Source organism: Ectothiorhodospira shaposhnikovii, assembly GCF_047222355.1.
Taxonomy (GTDB): domain Bacteria; phylum Pseudomonadota; class Gammaproteobacteria; order Ectothiorhodospirales; family Ectothiorhodospiraceae; genus Ectothiorhodospira.
The window spans coordinates 2,772,501-2,796,117 of record NZ_CP178333.1; the positions used below are offsets into that span (position 1 = coordinate 2,772,501).

35 protein-coding genes (1 of these 35 running past the window's edge) are annotated in these 23,617 nt (G+C 61.3%); all 35 read right to left on the reverse strand.

Features of this window, described 5'->3' with window-relative positions; translation table 11 throughout:
* A protein-coding gene (locus tag ACLF6L_RS12665; RefSeq protein WP_412851802.1) for a prenyltransferase crosses the window boundary here: on the reverse strand, window positions 1-462 show its 5' portion. It extends 432 nt beyond the left edge of the window; only the first 462 of its 894 coding nucleotides appear in the window; its start codon is at window positions 460-462; its stop codon lies beyond the left edge, outside the window.
* Window positions 463-556: 94 nt separating this feature from the next.
* Complete coding sequence (locus tag ACLF6L_RS12670) at window positions 557-1,279, reverse strand: S-adenosyl-l-methionine hydroxide adenosyltransferase family protein (RefSeq protein WP_412851803.1); 723 nt, start codon at window positions 1,277-1,279, stop codon at window positions 557-559.
* A gap of 120 nt (window positions 1,280-1,399) precedes the next feature.
* A complete protein-coding gene (gene rplQ, locus ACLF6L_RS12675) occupies window positions 1,400-1,786 on the reverse strand; it encodes a 50S ribosomal protein L17 (RefSeq protein ID WP_040406037.1) in 387 nt (128 codons plus the stop codon).
* A 41-nt stretch (window positions 1,787-1,827) separates the two neighbouring features.
* Window positions 1,828-2,832 (reverse strand): DNA-directed RNA polymerase subunit alpha, encoded by a 1,005-nt coding sequence (locus tag ACLF6L_RS12680; protein ID WP_008933186.1) that lies wholly within the window; start codon window positions 2,830-2,832, stop codon window positions 1,828-1,830.
* Between the two features lie 18 nt (window positions 2,833-2,850).
* The gene (gene rpsD / locus ACLF6L_RS12685) at window positions 2,851-3,471 is read right to left on the reverse strand and encodes a 30S ribosomal protein S4 (protein ID WP_008933185.1); all 621 of its coding nucleotides are present in this window, start codon (window positions 3,469-3,471) and stop codon (window positions 2,851-2,853) included.
* A 15-nt stretch (window positions 3,472-3,486) separates the two neighbouring features.
* Window positions 3,487-3,876, reverse strand: a complete 390-nt coding sequence (gene rpsK / locus ACLF6L_RS12690) for a 30S ribosomal protein S11 (RefSeq protein WP_008933184.1) — start codon at window positions 3,874-3,876, stop codon at window positions 3,487-3,489.
* 24 nt (window positions 3,877-3,900) lie between these two features.
* Window positions 3,901-4,257: a 30S ribosomal protein S13 gene (rpsM, locus tag ACLF6L_RS12695; protein ID WP_008933183.1), complete on the reverse strand. Its 357-nt coding sequence runs from the start codon at window positions 4,255-4,257 to the stop codon at window positions 3,901-3,903.
* Between the two features lie 67 nt (window positions 4,258-4,324).
* Window positions 4,325-4,438: a 50S ribosomal protein L36 gene (gene rpmJ, locus ACLF6L_RS12700; protein WP_008933182.1), complete on the reverse strand. Its 114-nt coding sequence runs from the start codon at window positions 4,436-4,438 to the stop codon at window positions 4,325-4,327.
* 24 nt (window positions 4,439-4,462) lie between these two features.
* Window positions 4,463-5,731: a preprotein translocase subunit SecY gene (gene secY, locus ACLF6L_RS12705; protein WP_238375802.1), complete on the reverse strand. Its 1,269-nt coding sequence runs from the start codon at window positions 5,729-5,731 to the stop codon at window positions 4,463-4,465.
* A gap of 87 nt (window positions 5,732-5,818) precedes the next feature.
* On the reverse strand, window positions 5,819-6,250 hold the full coding sequence (rplO, locus tag ACLF6L_RS12710) for a 50S ribosomal protein L15 (RefSeq protein ID WP_008933180.1): 432 nt from the start codon (window positions 6,248-6,250) through the stop codon (window positions 5,819-5,821).
* A gap of 1 nt (window position 6,251) precedes the next feature.
* Window positions 6,252-6,440: a 50S ribosomal protein L30 gene (gene rpmD, locus ACLF6L_RS12715; protein WP_008933179.1), complete on the reverse strand. Its 189-nt coding sequence runs from the start codon at window positions 6,438-6,440 to the stop codon at window positions 6,252-6,254.
* Window positions 6,441-6,442: 2 nt separating this feature from the next.
* The gene (gene rpsE / locus ACLF6L_RS12720; RefSeq protein WP_200176795.1) at window positions 6,443-6,946 is read right to left on the reverse strand and encodes a 30S ribosomal protein S5; all 504 of its coding nucleotides are present in this window, start codon (window positions 6,944-6,946) and stop codon (window positions 6,443-6,445) included.
* A 13-nt stretch (window positions 6,947-6,959) separates the two neighbouring features.
* Window positions 6,960-7,313, reverse strand: a complete 354-nt coding sequence (gene rplR, locus ACLF6L_RS12725) for a 50S ribosomal protein L18 (RefSeq protein ID WP_008933177.1) — start codon at window positions 7,311-7,313, stop codon at window positions 6,960-6,962.
* A gap of 14 nt (window positions 7,314-7,327) precedes the next feature.
* Window positions 7,328-7,861: a 50S ribosomal protein L6 gene (gene rplF, locus ACLF6L_RS12730; RefSeq protein WP_238616152.1), complete on the reverse strand. Its 534-nt coding sequence runs from the start codon at window positions 7,859-7,861 to the stop codon at window positions 7,328-7,330.
* Window positions 7,862-7,874: 13 nt separating this feature from the next.
* Complete coding sequence (gene rpsH / locus ACLF6L_RS12735; RefSeq protein WP_238616153.1) at window positions 7,875-8,270, reverse strand: 30S ribosomal protein S8; 396 nt, start codon at window positions 8,268-8,270, stop codon at window positions 7,875-7,877.
* 16 nt (window positions 8,271-8,286) lie between these two features.
* Complete coding sequence (rpsN, locus tag ACLF6L_RS12740; RefSeq protein ID WP_008933174.1) at window positions 8,287-8,592, reverse strand: 30S ribosomal protein S14; 306 nt, start codon at window positions 8,590-8,592, stop codon at window positions 8,287-8,289.
* 15 nt (window positions 8,593-8,607) lie between these two features.
* Window positions 8,608-9,147 (reverse strand): 50S ribosomal protein L5, encoded by a 540-nt coding sequence (gene rplE, locus ACLF6L_RS12745; protein WP_200176791.1) that lies wholly within the window; start codon window positions 9,145-9,147, stop codon window positions 8,608-8,610.
* Window positions 9,148-9,157: 10 nt separating this feature from the next.
* A complete protein-coding gene (gene rplX, locus ACLF6L_RS12750) occupies window positions 9,158-9,478 on the reverse strand; it encodes a 50S ribosomal protein L24 (RefSeq protein ID WP_008933172.1) in 321 nt (106 codons plus the stop codon).
* A gap of 17 nt (window positions 9,479-9,495) precedes the next feature.
* Window positions 9,496-9,864, reverse strand: coding sequence for a 50S ribosomal protein L14 (gene rplN, locus ACLF6L_RS12755; RefSeq protein ID WP_200176790.1), 369 nt, complete (start codon window positions 9,862-9,864; stop codon window positions 9,496-9,498).
* A gap of 40 nt (window positions 9,865-9,904) precedes the next feature.
* The gene (rpsQ, locus tag ACLF6L_RS12760; protein ID WP_008933170.1) at window positions 9,905-10,171 is read right to left on the reverse strand and encodes a 30S ribosomal protein S17; all 267 of its coding nucleotides are present in this window, start codon (window positions 10,169-10,171) and stop codon (window positions 9,905-9,907) included.
* Between the two features lie 4 nt (window positions 10,172-10,175).
* Window positions 10,176-10,373: a 50S ribosomal protein L29 gene (gene rpmC / locus ACLF6L_RS12765; RefSeq protein WP_200176789.1), complete on the reverse strand. Its 198-nt coding sequence runs from the start codon at window positions 10,371-10,373 to the stop codon at window positions 10,176-10,178.
* Window positions 10,373-10,786 carry a 50S ribosomal protein L16 gene (gene rplP / locus ACLF6L_RS12770; protein WP_200176788.1) on the reverse strand — a complete coding sequence of 138 codons (414 nt, stop codon included), beginning with the start codon at window positions 10,784-10,786 and terminating at the stop codon, window positions 10,373-10,375. The genes rpmC and rplP overlap by 1 nt, the downstream gene beginning before the upstream one ends.
* An 11-nt stretch (window positions 10,787-10,797) precedes the next feature.
* Window positions 10,798-11,484, reverse strand: a complete 687-nt coding sequence (gene rpsC / locus ACLF6L_RS12775) for a 30S ribosomal protein S3 (protein WP_412851804.1) — start codon at window positions 11,482-11,484, stop codon at window positions 10,798-10,800.
* A 15-nt stretch (window positions 11,485-11,499) separates the two neighbouring features.
* Window positions 11,500-11,832, reverse strand: a complete 333-nt coding sequence (gene rplV / locus ACLF6L_RS12780; RefSeq protein WP_207143794.1) for a 50S ribosomal protein L22 — start codon at window positions 11,830-11,832, stop codon at window positions 11,500-11,502.
* A 9-nt stretch (window positions 11,833-11,841) separates the two neighbouring features.
* Window positions 11,842-12,114, reverse strand: a complete 273-nt coding sequence (gene rpsS / locus ACLF6L_RS12785) for a 30S ribosomal protein S19 (RefSeq protein ID WP_008933165.1) — start codon at window positions 12,112-12,114, stop codon at window positions 11,842-11,844.
* Window positions 12,115-12,128: 14 nt separating this feature from the next.
* Window positions 12,129-12,953, reverse strand: coding sequence for a 50S ribosomal protein L2 (gene rplB, locus ACLF6L_RS12790; RefSeq protein WP_008933164.1), 825 nt, complete (start codon window positions 12,951-12,953; stop codon window positions 12,129-12,131).
* 18 nt (window positions 12,954-12,971) lie between these two features.
* The gene (gene rplW, locus ACLF6L_RS12795; RefSeq protein ID WP_200176787.1) at window positions 12,972-13,268 is read right to left on the reverse strand and encodes a 50S ribosomal protein L23; all 297 of its coding nucleotides are present in this window, start codon (window positions 13,266-13,268) and stop codon (window positions 12,972-12,974) included.
* The gene (rplD, locus tag ACLF6L_RS12800; RefSeq protein WP_200176786.1) at window positions 13,265-13,870 is read right to left on the reverse strand and encodes a 50S ribosomal protein L4; all 606 of its coding nucleotides are present in this window, start codon (window positions 13,868-13,870) and stop codon (window positions 13,265-13,267) included. Before rplD ends, rplW begins: the two co-directional genes overlap by 4 nt.
* 5 nt (window positions 13,871-13,875) lie before the next feature.
* Window positions 13,876-14,520, reverse strand: coding sequence for a 50S ribosomal protein L3 (gene rplC / locus ACLF6L_RS12805; RefSeq protein WP_008933161.1), 645 nt, complete (start codon window positions 14,518-14,520; stop codon window positions 13,876-13,878).
* 132 nt (window positions 14,521-14,652) lie between these two features.
* Window positions 14,653-14,967 (reverse strand): 30S ribosomal protein S10, encoded by a 315-nt coding sequence (gene rpsJ, locus ACLF6L_RS12810; RefSeq protein WP_008933160.1) that lies wholly within the window; start codon window positions 14,965-14,967, stop codon window positions 14,653-14,655.
* A gap of 5 nt (window positions 14,968-14,972) precedes the next feature.
* Window positions 14,973-16,163 (reverse strand): elongation factor Tu, encoded by a 1,191-nt coding sequence (gene tuf, locus ACLF6L_RS12815; protein ID WP_200176785.1) that lies wholly within the window; start codon window positions 16,161-16,163, stop codon window positions 14,973-14,975.
* 54 nt (window positions 16,164-16,217) lie between these two features.
* The gene (gene fusA, locus ACLF6L_RS12820) at window positions 16,218-18,317 is read right to left on the reverse strand and encodes an elongation factor G (protein WP_412851805.1); all 2,100 of its coding nucleotides are present in this window, start codon (window positions 18,315-18,317) and stop codon (window positions 16,218-16,220) included.
* Window positions 18,318-18,359: 42 nt separating this feature from the next.
* A complete protein-coding gene (rpsG, locus tag ACLF6L_RS12825; protein ID WP_090202982.1) occupies window positions 18,360-18,827 on the reverse strand; it encodes a 30S ribosomal protein S7 in 468 nt (155 codons plus the stop codon).
* 20 nt (window positions 18,828-18,847) lie between these two features.
* Entirely contained in the window at window positions 18,848-19,225 is a 378-nt protein-coding gene (gene rpsL, locus ACLF6L_RS12830; protein WP_008933192.1) for a 30S ribosomal protein S12, read from the reverse strand.
* A gap of 132 nt (window positions 19,226-19,357) precedes the next feature.
* Window positions 19,358-23,584, reverse strand: coding sequence for a DNA-directed RNA polymerase subunit beta' (rpoC, locus tag ACLF6L_RS12835; RefSeq protein WP_238616157.1), 4,227 nt, complete (start codon window positions 23,582-23,584; stop codon window positions 19,358-19,360).
* Between the last annotated feature and the right edge of the window lie 33 nt (window positions 23,585-23,617).

The following is a 23,617-nucleotide window of genomic DNA, read 5'->3' on the forward strand; positions in this document are numbered from 1 at the left end:
GAACCAGAACACCAGCACCACGCCAAGCCCCCGGCGCTTGTAGTGGACAGGCTCCGCGGAATAGAAATACCCCCCCAGCAGACCCAGGATGATGATCACCAACAGGGGCCAACCCTGCATCAGAACAAGCCCCAGCCCGATCAACAGGGACACGCCGAAGAAGATCATTCCCAGGGCGTGATAACGCCGAACATGCTCGATGGCCTCCGCCCACTCCCGGCGCGCCTCCCCTTCCGCGGCCTGTAAACAGGATTCCAGCACCGGTAGGTCGGCATGATCGTTGATCAGGTTCACTGCCGCCTGAATGAGCACCCCCGCCCCGATGATCAGCAGCGCCAGCCAGAGATTACCGTATCCCTGCTGCAGCGCCAGCACCGTGCCCAGACCGCAGGCGGCGATCGCCACGGTGTAGGAAAAGGGCCGGATGGCTCGTCTGAATCGATACGCCCCAGCAGGCTTCATGAATCTCTCCCGGAAATGACCAAACGGATCAGGATATACGCGATCCACGCCAAGGCGAAAGAATGCCCCGACCCCACCCGCGGGTAGAACACCGTCATTCCGCGCACTCAATGGGGCTACCGACCCCAAGCCCCAGTCGCTGAGCGGCGCTGCCCTGATTCATGGCAATCTCCACCAGGCCGATGGAATTGCGGTACCAAAACAGCCCCCCCGGACCCACTTCCCCAAAAACCCGTCGATAGGGAATGTGCCTACCCGCCAGATTGAACACCACGGCATCACTCAGCGAGTCGGCCGGGATCCCGGTCATCGCATTGCCGTAGACATCCACATAGACCACCTCCCACAGGGCCGTCGGCCAGTCCCAGCCTTGCAACGCATCCGGCTGGACCGGATCACCCGGGACGACTTCCCCATTGGCCAGCATGGCCGCCACCGGCGCAAACAGATCCCGACCATGAAAACTTTGGGAGAGGAACGGCGGTTCCCAGCGGATGACCCATGCCTCCATCGCACCCAGGCGACGGGCCGCCGGCAGCAGCAAGCCATTGTCAGGTCCGACAAACCAGTGCGTGCCGGCATGCAGCATCAGGGGACGACGGGGCGTCCCCACCCCCGGATCCACCACGCACAAAAATACACACCCCGACGGAAAAGGCGCCAGCAGTGCCTGCAGCAGATAGGCGGCGGCACGGGGGCGGAAGGCCGGCGCGTCGCTCTGCAGGTGAATCACCCGGGAACGCGGCGCCCGATGAGCCAGCACGGCCTCCATCTGCCCCAGATAGGGGCCCTCCCTGCCAAAATCGGTGAAGGTCACGATCACAAACCCACCCCCCTTTCAGAGTCTTGCATGGCCCCGATACCACAGACACGAAAAAGCCGGCACTAAGGCCGGCTTTTTCGGAACAGCGTGAACAGCAGATGATGCCGAGAAAGATTACTCGGCGGCCTCCGCAGCCGCAGGCTCCGGACGATCCACCAGTTCCACGTAAGCCATCGGTGCGTTGTCTCCCTTACGGAAACCGCACTTCAGGATACGCAGGTAACCACCCGGACGCGCCTGGTAACGAGGGCCCAGTTCATTGAACAGCTTGCCCACGATCTCGTCGTCCCGCAGACGTGCAAAGGCAAGACGGCGAGTGTGAACGCTGTCTTCCTTGGCCAAGGTGATCAAGGGCTCAGCCACCCGGCGCAGTTCCTTCGCCTTGGGCAGCGTCGTCTTGATCGCTTCGTGGCGGAACAGCGACAGCGCCAGGCTCTGCATGGTGGCCTTGCGGTGTGAACTGTTGCGATTAAGTTGCCTACCCGAGTGACGGTGACGCATGGCTTATATTCCTTAAGTCAAAATCTGCGAGACGACCGGGATTAACCGGCGCTCTTCTTTTCGTGTTCTTTAAGGCCCGGCGGCGGCCAGTTCTCAAGACGCATACCCATGGACAGGCCATGGGAGGCCAGCACGTCCTTGATCTCGGTCAGGGACTTCTTGCCCAGGTTCGGGGTCTTGAGCAACTCCACTTCGGTTCTCTGAATCAGATCACCGATGTAGTAGATGTTCTCCGCCTTCAGGCAGTTGGCCGAACGCACCGTCAACTCCAGATCATCCACCGGCCGCAACAGAATCGGGTCGATGTCCATGGACTTGCTTTCCTGGGTCACGGTCTCGTCACCCCGCAGTTCCACAAATGCCATCAACTGACTCTGCAGGATGGTGGCCGCCTGGCGAATGGCGTCGTCCGGTGACACGGTGCCGTTGGTCTCCAGTTCGATGACCAGACGGTCCATGTCGGTGCGCTGTTCCACACGGGCACTTTCCACGTTGTAGGCCACACGACGGATCGGGCTGAAGCTGGCATCCAGCATCAGGCGGCCGATCGGGCGATCCTCGCCATCGGCCTGACGACGGGCGGAGACCGGCTGATAGCCGCGACCCTTGCCCACCTTCAGGGTCATGTTCAGCTCACCGCTCTTGGTGAGATGAGCAATGACATGCTCCGGATTCACCACTTCCACGTCATGATCCAGGGTGATGTCACCGGCCGTGACCACTCCCGGTCCCTTCTTCTTCAGGACCAGAGTGGCTTCGTCCCGGGCGGTCATGCGCAGTGCGATGCCCTTCAGGTTCAGCAACACGTCGACGACGTCTTCCTGAACCCCTTCGAGGGTGGTGTACTCATGCAGCACACCTTCGATCTCCGCCTCCACCACGGCGGCGCCGGGGATGGAGGACAGCAGAATACGGCGAAGTGCGTTGCCGAGCGTATGACCGAAACCCCGCTCAAGCGGCTCCAGCACCACCTTGGACACATTGTCCGTGATGGACTGGACCTCGATATGCCGAGGCTTGAGGAGTTCGTTGACCTTGGTCTGCATCAAAGACCTCGTAACTGATTACTTGGAGTAGAGCTCGACCACCAGGGATTCGTTGATATCCGCCGGCAGGTCGCTGCGCTCAGGAGCGTTCTTGAACACGCCTTCCATTTTCTTGGTGTCCACGTCCACCCACTCGGGGAAGCCGAACTGCTCGGCCAGCGCCAGGGAATCCTGGATGCGGACCTGCTTGCGGGACTTCTCGCGAATGGAGATCACGTCCGTGGGCTTGACCTGGTAGGAAGGGATGTTCACGGTGCGACCGTTCACCTGGATGGCCTTGTGGCTCACCAGCTGACGGGCTTCCGCGCGGGTGCTGCCGAAGCCCATCCGGTACACCACGTTGTCCAGCCGGCATTCCAGCAGACGCAGCAGGTTGTCACCGGTGGAGCCCTTCAGGCGGCTCGCTTCCTTATAGTAGTTGCGGAACTGACGCTCCAGAACTCCATAGATACGGCGCAGCTTCTGCTTTTCACGCAGCTGCACACCGTAGTCGGACAGACGGGTACGGCGATCGCCGTGCTGCCCAGGAGCCTTGTCCAGCTTGCACTTGGAATCCAGTGCGCGGACGCGGCTCTTCAGGGACAAGTCGGTGCCTTCGCGGCGACTCAGCTTGCACTTGGGACCAATATAACGTGCCATGGTGCTCCTCCGGGACTATACGCGCCGCTTCTTCGGCGGACGGCAACCATTGTGGGGAATCGGCGTGATGTCGCTGATGTTCGTGATCTTGAAGCCCACGTTGTTCAGGGCGCGAACCGCCGACTCCCGCCCCGGGCCAGGACCCTTGACGAGCACTTCCAGATTCTTGAGACCATATTCCTGAGCAGCCGTACCGGCACGCTCGGCAGCCACCTGGGCGGCGAACGGCGTGCTCTTGCGGGAGCCGCGGAACCCGGAACCACCGGCCGTGGCCCAGGACAGGGTGTTGCCCTGGCGGTCGGTGATCGTCACGATCGTGTTGTTGAAGGACGCATAGACATGCGCCACACCGTCGGAGACGGACTTCTTGACCTTCTTACGGGTCCGGGTGGGGGCCTGTGCCATACCTGTTTCCTGTAATCCTGATAATTACTTGCGGATGGGGCGACGCGGTCCCTTGCGGGTGCGCGCATTCGTGCGGGTACGCTGACCGCGCAGAGGCAGGCCGCGACGGTGGCGCAAGCCCCGGTAGCAACCCAGATCCATCAAGCGCTTGATGTTCATGGAGGTCTCACGACGGAGGTCACCCTCGACCGTGAAACGACCCACTTCCGTACGCACCTTCTCCACTTCGTCTTCGGAGAGTTCGCGGATCTTGATGTCCGGACGAATCCCAGCTGCCTCGCAGATTTTCTGGGCACGGGTTTTACCAACACCATAAATTGCCTGAAGGGCAATCACGGCATGTTTGTGGTCCGGAATATTGACACCTGCTACACGAGCCATCCAGCTATCTCCAAGCACCGGCGGAAAAGCCGGGTATTCTAACCAGTGAACGCCGCCGAATCAACGGTTAACCCTGCCGCTGTTTGTGACGGGGATCCGAGCAGATCACACGCACCACACCATTGCGGCGGATGATCTTGCAGTTGCGGCAAATCTTTTTTACAGACGCACGTACTTTCATCTCAATTTCCTCTAGCTGGGCCTGCTATCGCAGCATGCCCGACTTGCCATAGCCTTTCAGGTTGGCCTTGCGCATCAATCCCTCGTACTGATGGGACACCAGGTGCGCCTGCAACTGCGCCATGAAATCCATCACCACGATCACGATGATCAGCAGGGACGCACCACCGAAGTAGAAGGGCACGTTCCAGTACAGGATCAGGAACTCGGGCATCAGACACACGGCGGTGATGTAGATGGCACCCACCGCCGTCAGACGGGTCATGACACCATCGATATACCGCTCGGTCTGCGCCCCCGGCCGGATACCTGGAATGAAGGCACCTGACTTTTTCAGGTTTTCCGCCGTCTCCCGGGCATTGAACACCAACGCCGTATAGAAGAAGCAGAAGAATACGATTGCCGCACCATAAAGCATCACGTAGAGCGGCTGTCCCGGGCCCAAGGCCGTCGACAGATCCCGCAACCAGGTCATGCCCTCCGCCTGCCCGAACCAGGTCCCCAGGGTAGCGGGGAACAGGATGATGCTGGAGGCGAAGATGGCCGGAATCACACCCGCCATGTTCAGCTTCAGGGGCAGATGACTGCTCTGACCGCCGAAGACCTTACGCCCTACCTGGCGCTTGGCATAGTTGACCGTGATACGACGCTGACCACGTTCCACGAAGACGATGAAACCGATCACCGCCATGCCCATGGTCATGAGCAGGATCACGAAGGCAGGAGACAACTCACCGGTGCTGGCCAGTTCCAGAGTCCCTCCCAGGGCACCCGGCAGACCGGCAACGATACCGGCGAAGATGATGATGGAGATACCGTTGCCGATACCCCGCTCAGTCACCTGTTCACCCAACCACATCAGAAACACCGTACCGGTCACCAGAGAGACCACTGTGGTGAAGATGAAACCGATACCCGGATTCACCGCCACCGTAGTGTCGCCGATCACCTGCTGATTCAGGGCGATGGCGATACCGATACTCTGGATCAGGGCCAGGAACACCGTGCCGTAGCGGGTGTACTGGGTGATTTTTCGCCTACCCGGCTCCCCTTCCTTCTTGATCTGTTGCAGGGCCGGCACCGTTGCAGCCAGAAGCTGCATGATGATGGCCGCCGAGATGTACGGCATCACCCCGAGGGCAAACAGACTCAGACGCTCAAGGGCCCCACCCGCAAACATGTTGAACATGTCCAGAATGGTTCCCGACTGAGCGTCGTAGAACTGCGCCATTGCAATGGGATCGATCCCCGGCACCGGGATGAAGGTCCCGATGCGGTAGACCACCAACGCCATCAGCACAAACAAAAGGCGCTGGCGAAGTTCAGTGAACCTCCCCAGCCCGCCTAGTGTTGCGCCCCCTGCTGTATTGGAAGCGGCCACTTAGTCCTCGATTTGCCCGCCGGCGGCCTCGATGGCAGCCCGCGCGCCCTTGGTTACGGCCACGCCCTTGAGGCTCACGGCCTTGTCAATGGAACCCGAAGCAATCACCTTGGCCTTGACGGTCTGTTCCGGCACGATGCCGGCGGCCTTCAGGGCAGCCAGGTCGATCACGCCTTCCAGACCGGCCAACTCGTGCAGACGCACCTCGGCATTGCCGGCACTGGTACGGGAACGGAAACCCACCTTCGGCAGGCGGCGCTGCAGGGGCATCTGACCGCCCTCGAAGCCCACCTTGTGATAACCGCCGGCACGGGACTTCTGACCCTTGTGACCACGGCCACCGGTCTTGCCCAGACCGGAACCGATACCACGGCCAAGACGCTTGGCGTCGGGACGGCTACCCGGTGCGGGACTCAGATTGTTCAGTCTCATCTCAAACCTCCTCAACCTTCAGGAGATAGGATACCTTGTTGATCATCCCCCGATTTTCCGGCGTATCCTTGACGACCACCGGATTGTGGATACGACGGATGCCGAGGCCGCGCAGGCAGGCCTGGTGGCTCTTCAGCCGCCCATGCTTGCTGCGGATCAGCGTCACCTTGAGTTCGTTCGCGGCTGCCATGATTACCCCACGATCTCTTCGAGTTTCTTGCCACGCTTGGCGGCGATGAGCTTCGGATCATGCACGGCGGTCAAGCCATTCAGGGTCGCGCGCACCACATTGATGGGGTTGCGCGAGCCAATGCACTTGGCCAGCACGTTACGCACACCCGCCACTTCGAAGACGGCACGCATGGCACCACCGGCAATGATACCGGTACCTTCGGAAGCCGGCTGCATGAAGACCTTCGCGGCGCCGTGACGGGAACTCACGGAGTAATGCAGCGTGCCATCGTTCAGGGGGACGGAGCGCATGTTCTTGCGCGCGGATTCCATCGCCTTCTGGATGGCCAGGGGCACTTCACGGGCCTTGCCGTAGCCAAAGCCGACCTTGCCGTTGCCGTCACCGACCACGGTCAGGGCAGTAAAACGAAACTGGCGTCCACCCTTGACCACCTTGGCCACGCGGTTGACGGAGATGAGCTTCTCCTGAAGGCCGTCGTTCTCGCTCGCATTCACACTTGCCATTGCATCACCCTTGTCAGAATTCCAGGCCACCTTCGCGGGCGGCATCGGCCAGCGCCTTCACACGGCCGTGATACTTGAACCCCGAGCGGTCGAACGCCACCTTCTTGATACCCTTGGCGACCGCACGCTCGGCAATCAGACGGCCCACGGCGGCAGCCGCTTCGATGTTGCCGGTGGACTTCAGGCCACCGCGCACATCGGCTTCCACGGTGGAGGCGCAGGTCAGCACCTCGGAACCGGAGGGCGCGATGATCTGCGCGTACACATGCCGCGGCGTGCGGTGCACGCAGAGACGATGGGCGCCGAGTTCACGGATTTTGTACCGGGCCCGCTTGGAGCGCCGGAGTCGAGCTTCTTTCTTATCCATTGCGGTCACCTAGCCTACTTCTTCTTCGCTTCCTTGCGGATGATCTGTTCATTCGCATACCGGATACCCTTGCCCTTGTAGGGCTCCGGCGGACGGTAGCGGCGAATCTCGGAGGCAACCTGCCCCACCTTCTGCTTGTCGACACCCTTCACCAGGATTTCGGTCTGGCTGGGGGTCTCAATGCTGATGCCTTCCGGCACCGGGTATTCCACCGGGTGGGACAGACCGAGAGTCAGGTTCAGCTTGTTACCCTGTGCCTGGGCACGATAGCCCACGCCCACGAGTTCCAGCTTGCGCTGGAAACCTTCGCTCACACCCACCACCATGTTGTTCACAACGGCGCGCATTGTACCCGCCATGGCGTTGTGACGGGTATCATTATTGGCAGGCTTGAAGGTAAGCACACCTTCTTCCTGGGCAATCTCGACGTTCGGGTTGGCCGGGAAGGCAATGTTTCCCTTCGGCCCCTTCACGGAGATCGACTCATTGCTGATAGACACATCGACGCCCTTGGGCAGTGCGATGGGGTTTTTCGCTACTCGGGACATGGCTTCAATCCGATTAGGAGACGATGCAGAGTACTTCGCCGCCCTGACCCTGGGCGCGGGCCTGGCGATCGGTCATCACACCCTTGGAGGTGGAGACGATGGCGACACCCAGTCCGCCGATCACCTTGGGCAGTTCATCCTTGCTACGGTAGATCCGCAGACCAGGCCGGCTGACGCGACGGATGGTCTCGATGACCGGGCGGCCCTGGAAGTACTTCAGCTTCACCGTCATGACGGGTTTCTTGTCCTGCTCGCTCACCACCACATCGGCGACGTAGCCTTCGTCCTTGAGGACGTTGGCGATGGCCACCTTCAGCTTGGAAGACGGCAGGCTGATTTCGGTCTTGGCAGCGCGCTGGCCATTGCGGATGCGGGTCAGCAGATCTGCCACGGGATCGGTCATGCTCATATCAGGTGTTTCCCTCTTACCAGCTCGACTTGACCAGGCCGGGGACATCCCCGCGCATGGCCGCCTCGCGCAGCTTGTTGCGACCCAGGCCAAATTTCCGATAGTACCCATGGGGACGACCGGTCAGGTGGCAGCGATTGCGCTGACGCACAGGACTGGAATCACGGGGCAGCTTCTGCAGCTTCATCACTGCAGCCATGCGATCCTCGTGGCTCGTCTCCGGGTTCTGGATGAGCGCCTTCAGCTCCGCGCGCTTCGCCGAGTACTGCTTAACCAACTGGGCGCGCTTGAGTTCGCGCATCATCATGGAAGTTTTGGCCATAGCTCTATAAACCTCTTATTGCTTGAACGGGAAGCGGAACGCTTCCAGCAGCGCCCGGCCTTCCTCGTCGGTCTTGGCCGTGGTGGTGATGGTGATGTCCATGCCACGCAGGGCGTCGATCTTGTCGTAGTCCACTTCAGGGAAGATGATCTGTTCCCGAATGCCCATGTTGAAGTTGCCGCGACCGTCGAAGGACTTGCCGGAGATACCACGGAAGTCACGCACACGGGGCAGCGCCACGTTCACCAGACGATCGAGGAATTCGTACATCCGCTCCCGGCGCAGGGTCACCTTGCAGCCAATGGGGTAGTCATCACGGATCTTGAAGCCGGCGATGGACTTGCGGGCACGGGTCACCACGGGCTTCTGACCAGCGATGGCGGTCATGTCGCCCAGGGCGTGCTCGATGATCTTCTTGTCGGCCACCGCCTCACCCAGACCCATGTTCAGGGTGATCTTGGTGATGCGCGGTACCTCCATGACGTTGGAATAGTTGAAGCGCTCCATGAGCTGCTTCACCACCGTCTCCTGATAAAATGCTTTCAGCCTGGCCATCTGATCCACCTTAAGACGCGTCGACGACTTCGTTGTTGGACTTGTAGACGCGCACCTTACGGCCGTCCTCCAGAGTCCTGAACCCGACGCGGTCGCCCTTGCCGGACGCAGGGTTGTACAGCATCACGTTGGAGATGTGCAAGGGCATCTCCTTGTCGATGATGCCGCCACTCACGCCCGCGTAGGGGTTTGGCTTCTGGTGTTTTTTCACCATGTTGATGTTCTGGACCAGCACCCGATCATTTTCGAGCACCTTCAGAACGGTACCGCGGCGGCCCTTGTCTTTGCCGGCGATGACTACCACGTCATCACCCTGTCGAATTCTGCGCATCGTCTCTTACCTCAGCCTTACAGGACTTCCGGCGCCAGTGAAATAATCTTCATGAACCGCTCGCCGCGCAGTTCGCGGGTCACGGGTCCGAAGATACGGGTGCCGATGGGCTGGAGCTGGTTGTTGAGCAGAACGGCCGCGTTGCGGTCAAAGCGCACCACCGAACCATCCGGACGACGCACGCCCTTGGCCGTCCGCACCACCACGGCGTTATACACCTCGCCCTTCTTCACCTTGCCGCGGGGGATGGCGTCCTTGACGCTCACCTTGATGATGTCACCCACGCTGGCATAGCGGCGATGAGAGCCGCCGAGCACCTTGATGCACTGGACCCGGCGCGCCCCGCTGTTGTCCGCTGCATCCAAAACCGTCTGCATCTGAATCATGTTCTGATCTCACTTCCTATCGGTGGTCACTTGCACCGGCTTACTCAGGCGCGCGCTCAACGACCTTAAGCAGACGGAACGTCTTGGTCCGGGACATGGGACGGCACTCCTTCACCAGGACCTTGTCGCCCATCCGGGAATCATTGTTCTCGTCGTGCACATGGAGCTTCGTGGAGCGACGCATGTACTTACCGTACAGCGGATGCTTGACCCGGCGCTCGATGAGCACGGTACGGGTCTTGTCCATCTTGTCGCTCACCACACGGCCGGTGATCGCACGCTGTTCTTTCTGTTCCTGTTCGCTCATGACTTCACTCGCCTGCCATCGAACGCTGATTCAGCACGGTCTTGATGCGGGCAATGTCCTTACGGATCTTGCCGAAGCGGTCAGGACGCGGCGACTGGCCGGTGCCCTTCTGCATGCGCATTTTGAACTGCTCGCGATAGAGCTCCAGCAGTTCGCCCCGCAGCTCGTCGCTGCCCTTTTCACGTACTTCGCTTACCTTCATCACATCACCTGCCGAGTCACAAATGCGGTCTTGATGGGCAGCTTGGCGGCGGCCAGGCGGAAGGCCTCGCGTGCCACTTCCTCACTGACGCCTTCCATCTCGTAGAGCACGCGACCGGGCTGAATCTTGCACACCCAGTATTCCACGTTGCCCTTACCCTTACCCATGCGCACTTCAACGGGCTTTTTGGTGACCGGCACATCCGGGAACACCCGGATCCAGATCTTGCCGCCACGCTTGATGTGACGGGTCATGGCACGACGGGCCGCCTCGATCTGACGCGCCGTGATCCGGCCCCGGTCCATGGACTTCAGGGCGTATTCACCGAAACTGACCTTTTCGCCGGAGGTGGCGAGACCGCGGTTCTTGCCCTTGAACTGCTTGCGGAATTTGGTCCTCTTGGGCTGCAGCATCTTTCAACTCCTCAGTTAACCGCGGCCTTGCCATCCTGGGGAACGTCCGTCTTGCTATCGAAGTCGAACACCTCACCCTTGAACACCCACACCTTGACGCCGATGATGCCGTACGTGGTGCGAGCTTCGGCAAACCCATAATCAATGTCAGCGCGCAACGTATGCAGCGGCACGCGGCCTTCCCGGTACCACTCGCTGCGGGCGATTTCCGCACCGTTCAAGCGACCGGACACATGAACCTTCACACCCAGCGCGCCCAGGCGCATCGCGTTGCCCACGGCGCGCTTCATGGCGCGGCGGAACATGATGCGGCGCTCCAGCTGCTGGGCGATCCCTTCGGCGACCAACTGCGCGTCGGTCTCCGGCTTGCGGATCTCTTCAATGTTGATCTTGACGTTGGGGACAGCCAGACCCAGTCGACCCGCCACTTCCTTGCGCAGGGACTCGATGTCTTCGCCCTTCTTGCCGATGACGATACCCGGACGCGCCGTGTGGATCGTAATGAACGCCTGGCGCGCAGGCCTGGCGATCTGGATCCGGCTGACAGAGGCCTGGGCCAGTTTCTGCTTCAGGAACTGACGAATTTCCAGGTCCTTGTGCAGGTTATCCGCATAATCCCGTCCGTCGGCGTACCAGGTTGACGCCCAGTCGGCGGAGATCCCAAGGCGGAAGCCGATCGGATTTACTTTCTGACCCATCTCAGACCCCTAACTTTACTCAGCGCTCACGGCCACAGTGATATGGCTCGTGCGTTTCGTGATCCGGTTGGCACGGCCTTTCGCCCGTGCCGCGATGCGCTTGAGAACCGGCCCCTGGTCCACGCAAATGCGTGATACCTTGAGCTCGTCCACATCAGCGCCGTCATTGTGTTCTGCGTTGGCAATGGCCGACTCAAGAACCTTCTTCACCAGGTGAGCACCCTTCTTGGGGCTAAAGCTCAGCACCTGGAGAGCCCGCTCGACGGGCAGCCCCCGAATCTGATCCGCCACCAGGCGGCATTTCTGCGGCGATATACGCGCAAATCGCAGTTGAGCCATGGTTTCCATGATGATCCTCTACCTAGCCTTCTTGTCGGCCACATGACCCTTGAAGGTGCGCGTTGCCGCGAACTCCCCGAGCTTGTGACCCACCATATTCTCACTGACCAGCACGGGCACGTGCTGCCGGCCGTTATGCACGGCGATGGTCAAGCCCACCATTTGCGGAATGACCATCGACCGGCGGGACCAGGTCTTGACCGGACGCCGGTCATTGTTGGCGGCGGCGGTTTCGACCTTCTTCAGCAGATGATGATCGACAAAAGGACCTTTCTTGAGCGAACGCGGCACTGACCTATCCCCTCTTACTTCGCTTTGCGACGGCGAACAATCATGTTGTCCGTACGCTTGTTCTTGCGGGTCTTGTAACCCTTGGTCGGCACACCCCACGGGGTGACCGGATGCAGACCGAAGTTCCGGCCCTCACCACCACCATGGGGGTGGTCCACCGGGTTCATGGCCGTACCGCGAACGGTGGGACGGATACCCAGCCAACGCTTCGCACCGGCCTTGCCGAACTTGCGCAGACTGTGTTCCTGGTTACCCACTTCACCGATGGTGGCGCGGCAGTCGGCATGCACCTTGCGCATCTCGCCGGAGCGCAGACGCAGGGTCGCATACTGACCTTCACGGGCCACCAACTGGACGCCGGCGCCGGCACTGCGAGCCAGCTGGGCACCCTTGCCGGGACGCATCTCGATGCAGTGCACCACGGTGCCCAGCGGAATGTTCCGCAGAGGCAGCGCGCTACCCGGCTTGATCGGGGCATGGACGCCGGAGACGATCGGGTCGCCCGCCTTGACGCCGCGGGGCGCAATGATATACCGCCGCTCGCCGTCTGCATACAGGACCAACGCAAGATGCGCGGTGCGGTTCGGATCGTATTCCAGGCGTTCAACCTTGCCCGGGATACCATCCTTGTTCCGCTTGAAGTCCACGATGCGGTAGTGCTGCTTGTGTCCGCCGCCCACGTGCCGCACAGTCACGCGGCCCTGGTTGTTACGACCACCCGACCGGCGCTTCTTTTCCAGCAGAGGACCGAAGGGCTCGCCCTTATGCAGATCGGGCGTCACCACCCGGACCACAAAACGACGGCCCGCGGAGGTGGGTTTCGACTTGACGATCGCCATCTCGCGTTACCTTTCCGATTACTCGTTGCCGGCCAATTGAATATCGTGACCTGCTTCCAGAGTCACGTAGGCCTTTTTCCAATGCTTGCGGCGTCCGGCGTGGACACCCATGCGCTTGCGCTTACCCTGCTGGTTCAGCATGCGCACGGAGTTGACCTTGACATCGAACAAGGACTCAACCGCCTTCTTTACCTCGACGCGGGTCGCGTCGACGGCCACTTTGAACACGTGCTGATTGTTCAGCTCTGCCAGCATGGTGCCCTTTTCGGACACATGCGGGGCCACCAGGACCTTGAGCAGTCTTTCCTCGTTCATGACAGCCACCCTTCAACTTGCTTCAGCGCCGGCACGGTGATGATCACCTTGTCGAAACCCACCAGAGCCACCGGATTCAGATCCACCACTTCGCACACACCCACGCGGAGCAGGTTGCGGGCAGACAGATAGAGATTGATATCCGCCTCGCTGGTGACAATCAGGGCACCCTCGAGGTTCATGCCGTCCAGCTTGGCCTTCAGGTCACGGGTCTTGGGAGCGTCAACACTGAACGCATCCACCACCACCAGACGATCCTGACGAACCAGCTCGGAGAAGATGCTGGCCATGGCGGCGCGATACATCTTCTTGTTCAGCTTCTGGGAATAATCCCGGGGACGTGCCGCAAAGGTCACACCACCCCCACGCCACAGCGGGCTGCGGATGGTACCGGCGCGGGCACGACCACTCCCCTTCTGACGCCAGGGCTTGGCACCGCCGCCACGCACATCACTGCGGCTCTTCTGCGCCTTGGTACCGGCACGACCGCCTGCCATGTAGGCAACCACGGCCTGGTGCACCAGGGCCTCGTTAAAATCCCGACCGAACGCGCGATCAGAGACCTCGACGTCCTGCTGGGTGTCTTGAACCTGAAGCTTCATGAGATTCAACCTTTCGCCTTGACAGCGGGACGCACCAGCACGTCACCACCGGTGGAACCCGGCACCGCACCATGAATCAGGAGCAGATTGCGCTCGACATCAACCCGGACCACTTCCAGGTTCTGCACGGTGCAGCGCTCATTCCCCATCTGGCCGGCCATCTTCTTACCCTTGAATACGCGACCCGGGGTCTGGTTTTGACCGATCGAGCCCGGCGCCCGATGAGAGCGCGAGTTACCGTGAGTGGCATCCTGCATACTGAAATTGTGACGCTTGATGACACCCTGGAAGCCCTTACCCTTGCTGGTCCCGGTGACATCCACCTTCTGACCCGCGGAAAAGACTTCCACATTAAGGCTGGCACCCGCTTCGATGCCTTCACCTTCTCCGTCCTCGAGACGGAACTCCCAAAGCCCGCGACCGGCTTCCACACCGGCCTTGGCCAGGTGGCCCGCCTGGGGCTTGGAAACACGACTTGCCTTGCGGCTGCCCACCGCGACCTGCACGGCCCGATAACCATCCCGGTCGCTGGTCTTAACCTGCGCCACCCGGTTAGGCTCAACCTCGATGACAGACACCGGCAGGGAGACTCCGTCTTCAGTGAAGACACGAGTCATGCCCACCTTGCGACCGACCAGTCCGATTGCCATGACACTACCTCTTGCTTCCGCCCCGAAAAGGAGCGCCGAAGAAATTATTCTGCGTTCTGAAAATCACGGCCCGGCACAAGTTACCCTGCACCGGGCCATGGAAAGCCAACAATTATGCCACAACTATTGCGGCTAGTTAAGCTTTATTTGCACATCCACGCCAGCGGCTAGATCCAGCTTCATCAGGGCGTCCACGGTCTTGTCCGTGGGGTCCATGATGTCCATCAGGCGCTTGTGGGTACGGATCTCGTACTGATCACGGGCGTCCTTGTTGACGTGCGGAGAAATCAGCACGGTAAAGCTTTCCATCTTGGTCGGCAGCGGGATCGGGCCCTTCACACGGGCACCGGTACGCTTCGCGGTTTCCACGATCTCACTGGCGGAACGATCGATCAGACGATGATCGAAGGCCTTGAGGCGAATACGGATTCTCTGCTTGGCTGCCATGATGCTTACTCGATGATCTTGGAAACGACACCGGCGCCGACGGTACGGCCACCTTCACGGATCGCGAAGCGCAGACCGTCTTCCATCGCGATCGGCGCGATCAGGGACACGGTCATCTTCACGTTGTCACCCGGCATCACCATCTCGATGCCTTCCGGCAGATCGCAGGAACCGGTCACGTCCGTGGTACGGAAATAGAACTGCGGACGGTAGCCGTTGAAGAACGGGGTGTGACGACCACCCTCTTCCTTCGACAGCACGTACACTTCCGCTTCAAACTTGGTGTGCGGGGTGATGGAGCCGCTCTTGCACAGCACCTGGCCACGCTCCACTTCGTCACGCTTGGTGCCGCGCAGCAGCACGCCCACGTTGTCACCCGCCTGACCCTGATCCAGCAGCTTGCGGAACATTTCCACGCCGGTCACGGTGGTCTTGATGGTGTCGCGGATACCCACGATGGAGACTTCGTCACCCACCTTCACGATGCCGCGCTCGATACGACCGGTCACCACAGTACCACGACCGGAGATGGAGAACACGTCTTCCACCGGCATCAGGAATGCACCGTCGATGGCACGCTCCGGCTCCGGAATGTACTCGTCCAGGGCCGCAATCAGCTTGTCGATGGCCGGCATGCCGATATCGGAGGTGTCGCCTTCCAGCGCCTTGAGCGCGGAACCCACGATGATCGGGGTGTCGTCGCCAGGGAAGTCGTAGCTCGACAGCAGGTCGCGCACTTCCATTTCCACCAGCTCCAGCAGCTCGGCGTCGTCCACCATGTCGGCCTTGTTCAGGAACACGACGATGTAGGGCACACCCACCTGACGGGCCAGCAGGATGTGCTCGCGGGTCTGGGGCATCGGGCCGTCGGCCGCGGACACCACCAGGATCGCGCCGTCCATCTGCGCCGCACCGGTGATCATGTTCTTCACATAGTCGGCGTGGCCGGGGCAGTCAACGTGGGCATAGTGACGGTTGTCGGACTCATACTCCACGTGCGCGGTGGCAATGGTGATACCGCGAGCGCGCTCTTCCGGGGCGTTGTCGATCTGGTCGTAGGCACGGGCCTCACCACCAAACTTCTTCGCCTGAACCACCGTCAGCGCCGCCGTCAGCGTGGTCTTGCCATGGTCGACGTGACCGATCGTGCCCACGTTCACGTGCGGCTTCTTACGCTCAAACTTTTCCTTCGACACCTTAGTATTACCCCTTCAATATTCGAATCTGGTGACGTCCGATCAGGCCGATCTTCAGGACGACTTCTTGATGACCGCTTCAGCCACGCTGGCCGGCGCTTCCGCGTACTTGGCAAATTCCATGGAGTACACGGCGCGACCCTGAGTGGCGGAACGCAGGTCGGTGGAGTAACCGAACATCTCGGCCAGCGGCACTTCGGCGCGAACGATCTTGCCCGCCGGGGCATCGTCCATACCCTGCACCAGACCGCGACGACGGTTCAGGTCACCCATCACGTCGCCCATGTATTCTTCCGGCGTCACCACTTCCACCTTCATGATGGGCTCCAGCAGAACGGCACCCGCCTTGGCGGCGCCTTCCTTGAAGCCGATGGAACCGGCGATCTTGAATGCGGCTTCCGAGGAGTCCACGTCGTGGTAGGAACCGTCGAACAGGGTGACCTTCACGTCCACCACCGGGAAGCCGGCGATGACACCGTTCTTGATCTGTTCCTGCACGCCCTTGTCCACGGCGGGGATGTATTCCTTGGGCACCACACCGCCGACAATACCGTTGACGAACTCATAACCGGCACCGGCCTCCAGAGGCTCGATGCGCAGCCAGACGTGACCGTACTGACCACGACCACCGGACTGGCGTACGAACTTGCCTTCCTGCTCCACCGTCTTGCGGATGGTTTCGCGGTAAGCCACCTGGGGCTTGCCCACGTTGGCCTCCACCTTGAACTCGCGACGCATGCGGTCGACGATGATGTCCAGGTGCAGCTCGCCCATGCCGGAGATAATGGTCTGGCCGGACTCCTCGTCGGTACGCACCTGGAAGGAAGGATCTTCCTGGGCCAGCTTTGACAGGGCCACACCCATCTTTTCCTGGTCACCCTTGGTCTTGGGCTCCACGGCCACGGAGATCACCGGCTCGGGGAACTCCATGCGTTCCAGGGTAATGATGTTGTTCAGATCGCACAGGGTATCGCCGGTGCCGACATCCTTCAGGCCCACCGCAGCAGCGATGTCGCCGGCGCGCACTTCCTTGATCTCTTCGCGGGAGTTGGCGTGCATCTGCACGATACGGCCGACGCGCTCCTTCTTGCCCTTGACCGGGTTGTAGACGCTGTCACCGGACTGCACCACACCGGAATAGACGCGGAAGAAGGTCAGCGTACCGACAAACGGGTCGGTGGCGATCTTAAACGCCAGCGCGGCAAAAGGCTCATCATCGGTGGAATGACGCACGCCTTCGCTTTCGGCCGCATCATCCAGGATACCCTTGATGGCCAGCACGTCGGTGGGGGCCGGCATGAACTCGATCACCGCGTCCAGCATGCGCTGCACACCCTTGTTCTTGAAGGCGGTACCGCACAGGGCGGGAATGACTTCGTTACGCAGGGTACGGGCACGCAGGCCCTGCTTGATCTCATCGATGCTCAGCTCGCCGCCTTCCAGGTACTTCTCCATCAGCTCCTCGGAGCCCTCGGCTGCAGCCTCCACCATGTGATCGCGCCATTCCTGGCAGAGATCCACCAGCTCGGCGGGGATTTCTTTTGCCTCAAAGGTCATACCCTGAGAAGCGTCATCCCAGTAGATGGCCTTCATGGTCAGCAGATCCACCACACCAATAAAGGTATCTTCGGCACCGATGGGCATCACGATAGGCACGGGATTGGCGGCCAAGCGATCGCGGATCTGCCCGATCACGCGCAGGAAGTTGGCGCCGGGGCGGTCCATCTTATTGACAAACGCCATCCGCGGAACCTGATACTTGTTGGCTTGACGCCACACGGTCTCGGACTGGGGCTCAACGCCACCCACGGCGCAGAACACGGCACAGGCACCGTCCAGCACGCGCAGGGAACGCTCCACCTCAATGGTGAAGTCCACGTGTCCGGGCGTATCGATGACATTGATGCGATGCTCGGGGAACTGCTTGTCCATGCCGGACCAGAAGCAGGTGGTCGCAGCAGAAGTGATGGTGATGCCGCGCTCCTGCTCCTGCTCCATCCAGTCCATGGTGGCAGCGCCGTCATGCACCTCACCGAGCTTGTGGGAGACGCCGGTATAGAACAGGATACGCTCCGTCGTGGTCGTCTTGCCGGCGTCGATGTGCGCCATGATACCGATGTTCCGGTAGCGCTCGATGGGTGTTTTGCGTGCCACTTGAATTACCTCGAAAAGTCTTGTTTCCGACCGCCGGTTGCCTTACCAGCGGTAATGCGAGAAGGCCTTGTTGGCATCCGCCATGCGATGGGTGTCTTCACGCTTCTTCACGGCGGCACCCTTGCTTTCAGCGGCATCCATCAGTTCACCCGCCAGCTTCAGGGCCATGGACTTCTCGCCGCGCTTGCGGGAGGCATCCACGATCCAGCGCATGGCCAGCGCGTTCTGACGCACGGCGCGCACTTCCACGGGCACCTGATAGGTGGCACCACCCACGCGACGGGACTTCACCTCGACGCGGGGACGCACGTTTTCCAGGGCCTGCTCCAGCACCTGGATACCGTCGCCCTTCTTCGACTCAATCTGGGTCAGGGCACCGTACAGCACGCGCTCCGCAACGGACTTCTTGCCGTCGCGCATCACGGTATTGATGAATTTGGCGAGCAGCTCACTCCCGTACTTGGGATCGGGAAGGATGGTGCGCTTGGGAGCTTCAGATCTTCTGGACATGGTCTTATCTCAACGAGCCCTTAGGCCTTCTTGGGACGCTTGGCGCCGTACTTGGAGCGAGCCTGCTTACGGTTCTGTACACCCTGGGTATCCAGGCTGCCACGGACCGTGTGATAGCGCACACCCGGCAAATCCTTGACACGACCACCACGAATGAGCACCACCGAGTGTTCCTGAAGGTTGTGACCTTCACCACCGATGTAGCTGGAGACCTCGTAACCGTTCGTCAGGCGCACACGAGCGACCTTACGCAGCGCGGAGTTCGGCTTCTTCGGCGTGGTGGTATAGACACGTGTACACACGCCACGCTTCTGCGGGCAGGCCTCCAGGGCCGGCACGTTGCTCTTTTCCGTCGGGCGCTTGCGCGGCTTGCGCACTAACTGGTTAATTGTTGCCATGAAAGCGTTTCTCCTAGCCCAAAAACAACGACAGGCCGGACCTACCGGCCTGTCGAGGGTGCGATATGTTAGGCAGAGGGCCCGTCAGTGTCAAGACATGACGGACCCTCTCACCACCAAAAGACTGCTGCATCATTCCTCGGAGGCCGCGGCGCTGTCCGAATCCCCGTTGGATTCGGGGGTCACCGGGGCCTGGGACGGAGCAGGCGCCGTTTCCGGCACGGCCAGGGTCAGCCCCTCGCTGTGACGGCGACGACGACGCTCCTTGTGGTACGCCAGCCCGGAACCCGCCGGGATCAGGCGACCCACAATCACGTTCTCCTTCAGGCCGCGCAGGTCGTCCCGGGCACCGCGCACGGCGGACTCGGTGAGCACCCTCGTGGTTTCCTGGAAGGAAGCCGCTGAGATGAAGGATTCCGTGACCAGCGAGGCCTTGGTGATGCCCAGCAGCACCCGATCATACAGGGGATGCTGCTTGTCCGGTCCCAGCATGTCCATCTCTTCCACCACCCGGGCACGATCCACCTGCTCCCCGGTAAGGAAGCGGCTGTCTCCCGGATAGGTGATTTCCACCTTGCGCAGCATCTGGCGAATGATCACCTCGATGTGCTTGTCGTTGATCTTCACGCCCTGCAGACGATAAACGTCCTGGATCTCCTTGACCATGTATTCAGCCAGGGCGGTGACGCCCAGCAGGCGCAGGATGTCATGGGGGTTGGGTTCACCGTCGGCGATCACTTCCCCGCGCTCCACGTGCTCACCTTCGAACACATTCACCTGACGCCACTTGGGAATCAGCTCCTCATGGGTCTCGCCGCTCTTGTCATCGGTGATGATCAGACGCTGCTTGCCCTTGGTGTCCTTGCCGAAGCTGACCGTACCGGAACGCTCCGCCAGGATGGCGGGCTCCTTCGGCTTTCTGGCCTCGAACAGGTCGGCCACCCGGGGCAGACCACCGGTGATGTCACGGGTCTTGGAAGACTCCTGCGGGATACGGGCGATAACGTCACCCACCTCCACCGTGGCCCCGTCTTCCAGGTTCACGATGGCGCCGCTCTGCAGCACGTAGTTGGCCGGAATCTCGGTGCCCGCCAGGCACAGGTCCTGACCATTGGGACCCACCAGCTTCACCATGGGGCGCAGGTCCTTGCCCTGGGAGCCGCGGGACTTGGGATCGATGACCACGGTGGAGGTCAGGCCGGTGATGTCGTCCACCTGCTTGTTCACCGTCACGCCATCAAGGAAGTCCTGCATGCGGATGGTACCGGCCACCTCGGTGATGATCGGGTGGGTATGCGGGTCCCAGGTCGCCACTTCCTTGCCGGCTTCCACCGCCTCGCCGTCGGCCACCAGGATGACCGCGCCATAGGGCAGCTTGTAGCGCTCGCGCTCGCGACCGGCTTCGTCGATGACGCCGATTTCACCGGAACGGGACACCGCCACCAGGTTGCCGTGCTTGTTGGTCACCGTCTTGATGTTGTGCAGACGGATGGAGCCCTTGCCCTTCACGGAGATGCTGCTGGCGGCCGCGGTACGGCTGGCGGCACCCCCGATATGGAAGGTACGCATGGTCAGCTGGGTACCCGGCTCACCGATGGACTGGGCGGCGATGACGCCCACCGCCTCGCCGATGTTCACCCGGTGACCACGGGCCAGATCGCGGCCGTAGCACTTGGCGCAGATGCCGTGACGGGTCTGGCAGGTGATGGCGGAACGCACCACCACCTCGTCCACGCCGGCGGCTTCCATGGCATCCACGGAGTCCTCGTCCAGCAGGGTGCCGCGGGGCATGATCAGGTCGCCGCTCAGGGACAGCACGTCTTCCGCCAGCACGCGCCCCAACACCCGCTCACGCAGCGGCTCCACCACGTCGCCGCCTTCGATGATCGGCTTCATGACGATGCCCTGGTCGGTACCGCAATCCTGCTCGGTCACCACCAGGTCCTGGGCCACGTCCACCAGACGCCGGGTCAGATAACCGGAGTTGGCGGTCTTGAGCGCCGTATCCGCCAGACCCTTACGGGCGCCGTGGGTGGAGATGAAGTACTGCAACACGTTCAGACCTTCACGGAAGTTCGCCGTGATGGGGGTCTCGATGATGGAGCCGTCCGGCTTGGCCATCAGGCCGCGCATCCCCGCCAGCTGACGGATCTGGGCGGCGGAACCACGGGCACCGGAGTCGGCCATCATGAAGATGGAGTTGAAGGAAGGCTGCTTGACGAGATTGCCTTCGGCGTCCTCCACCTCGTCCTTGCCCAGCTTCTCCATCATGGCCTTGGCCACCTGGTCATTGGTATGGGACCAGATGTCCACCACCTTGTTGTAGCGCTCGCCCTTGGTCACCAGACCCGAGGAATACTGCTCCTCGATGTCCTTCACCTGGGTCTCGGCCGCCGCCAGGATGCCCAGCTTCTCGTCCGGGATCACCATGTCGTTGATACCGAAGGAGACACCGCCCCGGGTGGAGTACTTGAAGCCGGTGTACATCAGCTGGTCGGCGAAGATCACCGTCTCCTTCAGACCCACCCGACGATAGCAGTGGTTGATCAGCCCGGAGATGGCCTTCTTGGTCAGATCGCGGTTGACGATCTCGAACGGCAGGCCGGGGGGCAGGATGCGGGACAGCAGGGCGCGACCCACGGTGGTCTGGTAGCGGGTCAGGGTTTCCGAATGCTCGCCGTCCTCGCTCACCACCACTTCGCGGATACGCACCTGCACGCGGGCGTGCAGTTCCACCACGCCGTTCTCGTAGGCGCGGTGCACCTCGTCCACGTCACTGAACATCATGCCCTCGCCCTTGGCATTGATGCGGTCGCGGGACATGTAGTACAGACCCAGCACGATGTCCTGGGACGGCACGATGATGGGCTCGCCGTTGGCCGGGGACAGGATGTTGTTGGTGGACATCATCAGGGCGCGGGCTTCCAGCTGCGCCTCTAGGGACAGGGGCACGTGCACCGCCATCTGGTCACCGTCGAAGTCCGCGTTGAACGCGGCACAGACCAACGGATGCAGCTGAATGGCCTTACCTTCGATGAGCACCGGCTCAAAGGCCTGGATGCCCAGACGGTGCAGGGTCGGCGCCCGGTTGAGCATCACCGGATGCTCGCGGATCACCTCTTCGAGGATATCCCAGACCTCCGGCCCTTCCCTTTCCACCAGCTTCTTGGCCGCCTTGATGGTAGTGGCCAGGCCGCGGCGATGCAGCTTGCCGAAGATGAAGGGCTTGAACAGTTCCAGGGCCATCTTCTTGGGCAGACCGCACTGGTGCAGGCGCAGGGTCGGACCCACCACGATCACGGAGCGACCGGAGTAGTCCACGCGCTTGCCCAGCAGGTTCTGACGGAAGCGACCCTGCTTGCCCTTGATCATGTCGGCCAGGGACTTGAGCGGGCGCTTGTTGGTGCCGGTGATGGCACGGCCGCGACGGCCGTTGTCCAGCAGGGCATCCACCGCCTCCTGCAGCATGCGCTTTTCGTTGCGCACGATGATGTCCGGGGCGTTGAGCTCCAGCAGGCGCTTGAGACGGTTGTTGCGGTTGATGACCCGGCGATACAGATCGTTCAGGTCGGAGGTGGCGAAGCGACCGCCGTCCAGGGGCACCAGGGGACGCAGGTCCGGCGGCAGCACCGGCAGCACCGTGAGGATCATCCACTCGGGCTTGTTGCCGGACTCCAGGAAGGACTCGATCAGCTTCAGGCGCTTGGCCAGACGCTTGATCTTGGTGTCGGAACTGGTCTCGCGCACTTCCGTGCGCAGGCGGTTGGCCTCCTGCTGCAGATCGATGGAACGCAGCAGCTCGAACACGGCCTCGGCGCCCATGCGGGCATCGAACTCGTCGCCATGCTCCTCGATGGCGTCCAGGTACTGCTCGTCGCTCAGCAGCTGGCCCCGCTCCAGGGTGGTCATGCCCGGATCCACCACCACGAAGGCTTCAAAATACAGCACCCGCTCGATGTCGCGCAGGGTCATGTCCAGCAGCAGGCCGATGCGGGACGGCAGGCTCTTGAGGAACCAGATGTGGGCCACCGGGCTGGCCAGCTCGATATGCCCCATGCGCTCGCGGCGCACCTTGGTCTGGGTCACTTCCACGCCACACTTTTCGCACACCACACCGCGGTGCTTGAGGCGCTTGTACTTGCCGCACAGGCACTCGTAGTCCTTGATGGGGCCGAAAATCTTGGCGCAGAACAGGCCATCCCGTTCCGGCTTGAAGGTACGGTAGTTGATGGTTTCCGGCTTCTTGACCTCGCCGAATGACCAGGACCGGATCATTTCAGGGGACGCCAGCGCGATCCGGATGGCATCAAATTCTTCCACCTGGCCTTGCTGCTTGAGTAGATTGAGAAGATCTTTCATCGATTCACCTCGATTGAGTCGGAGCGGACACGT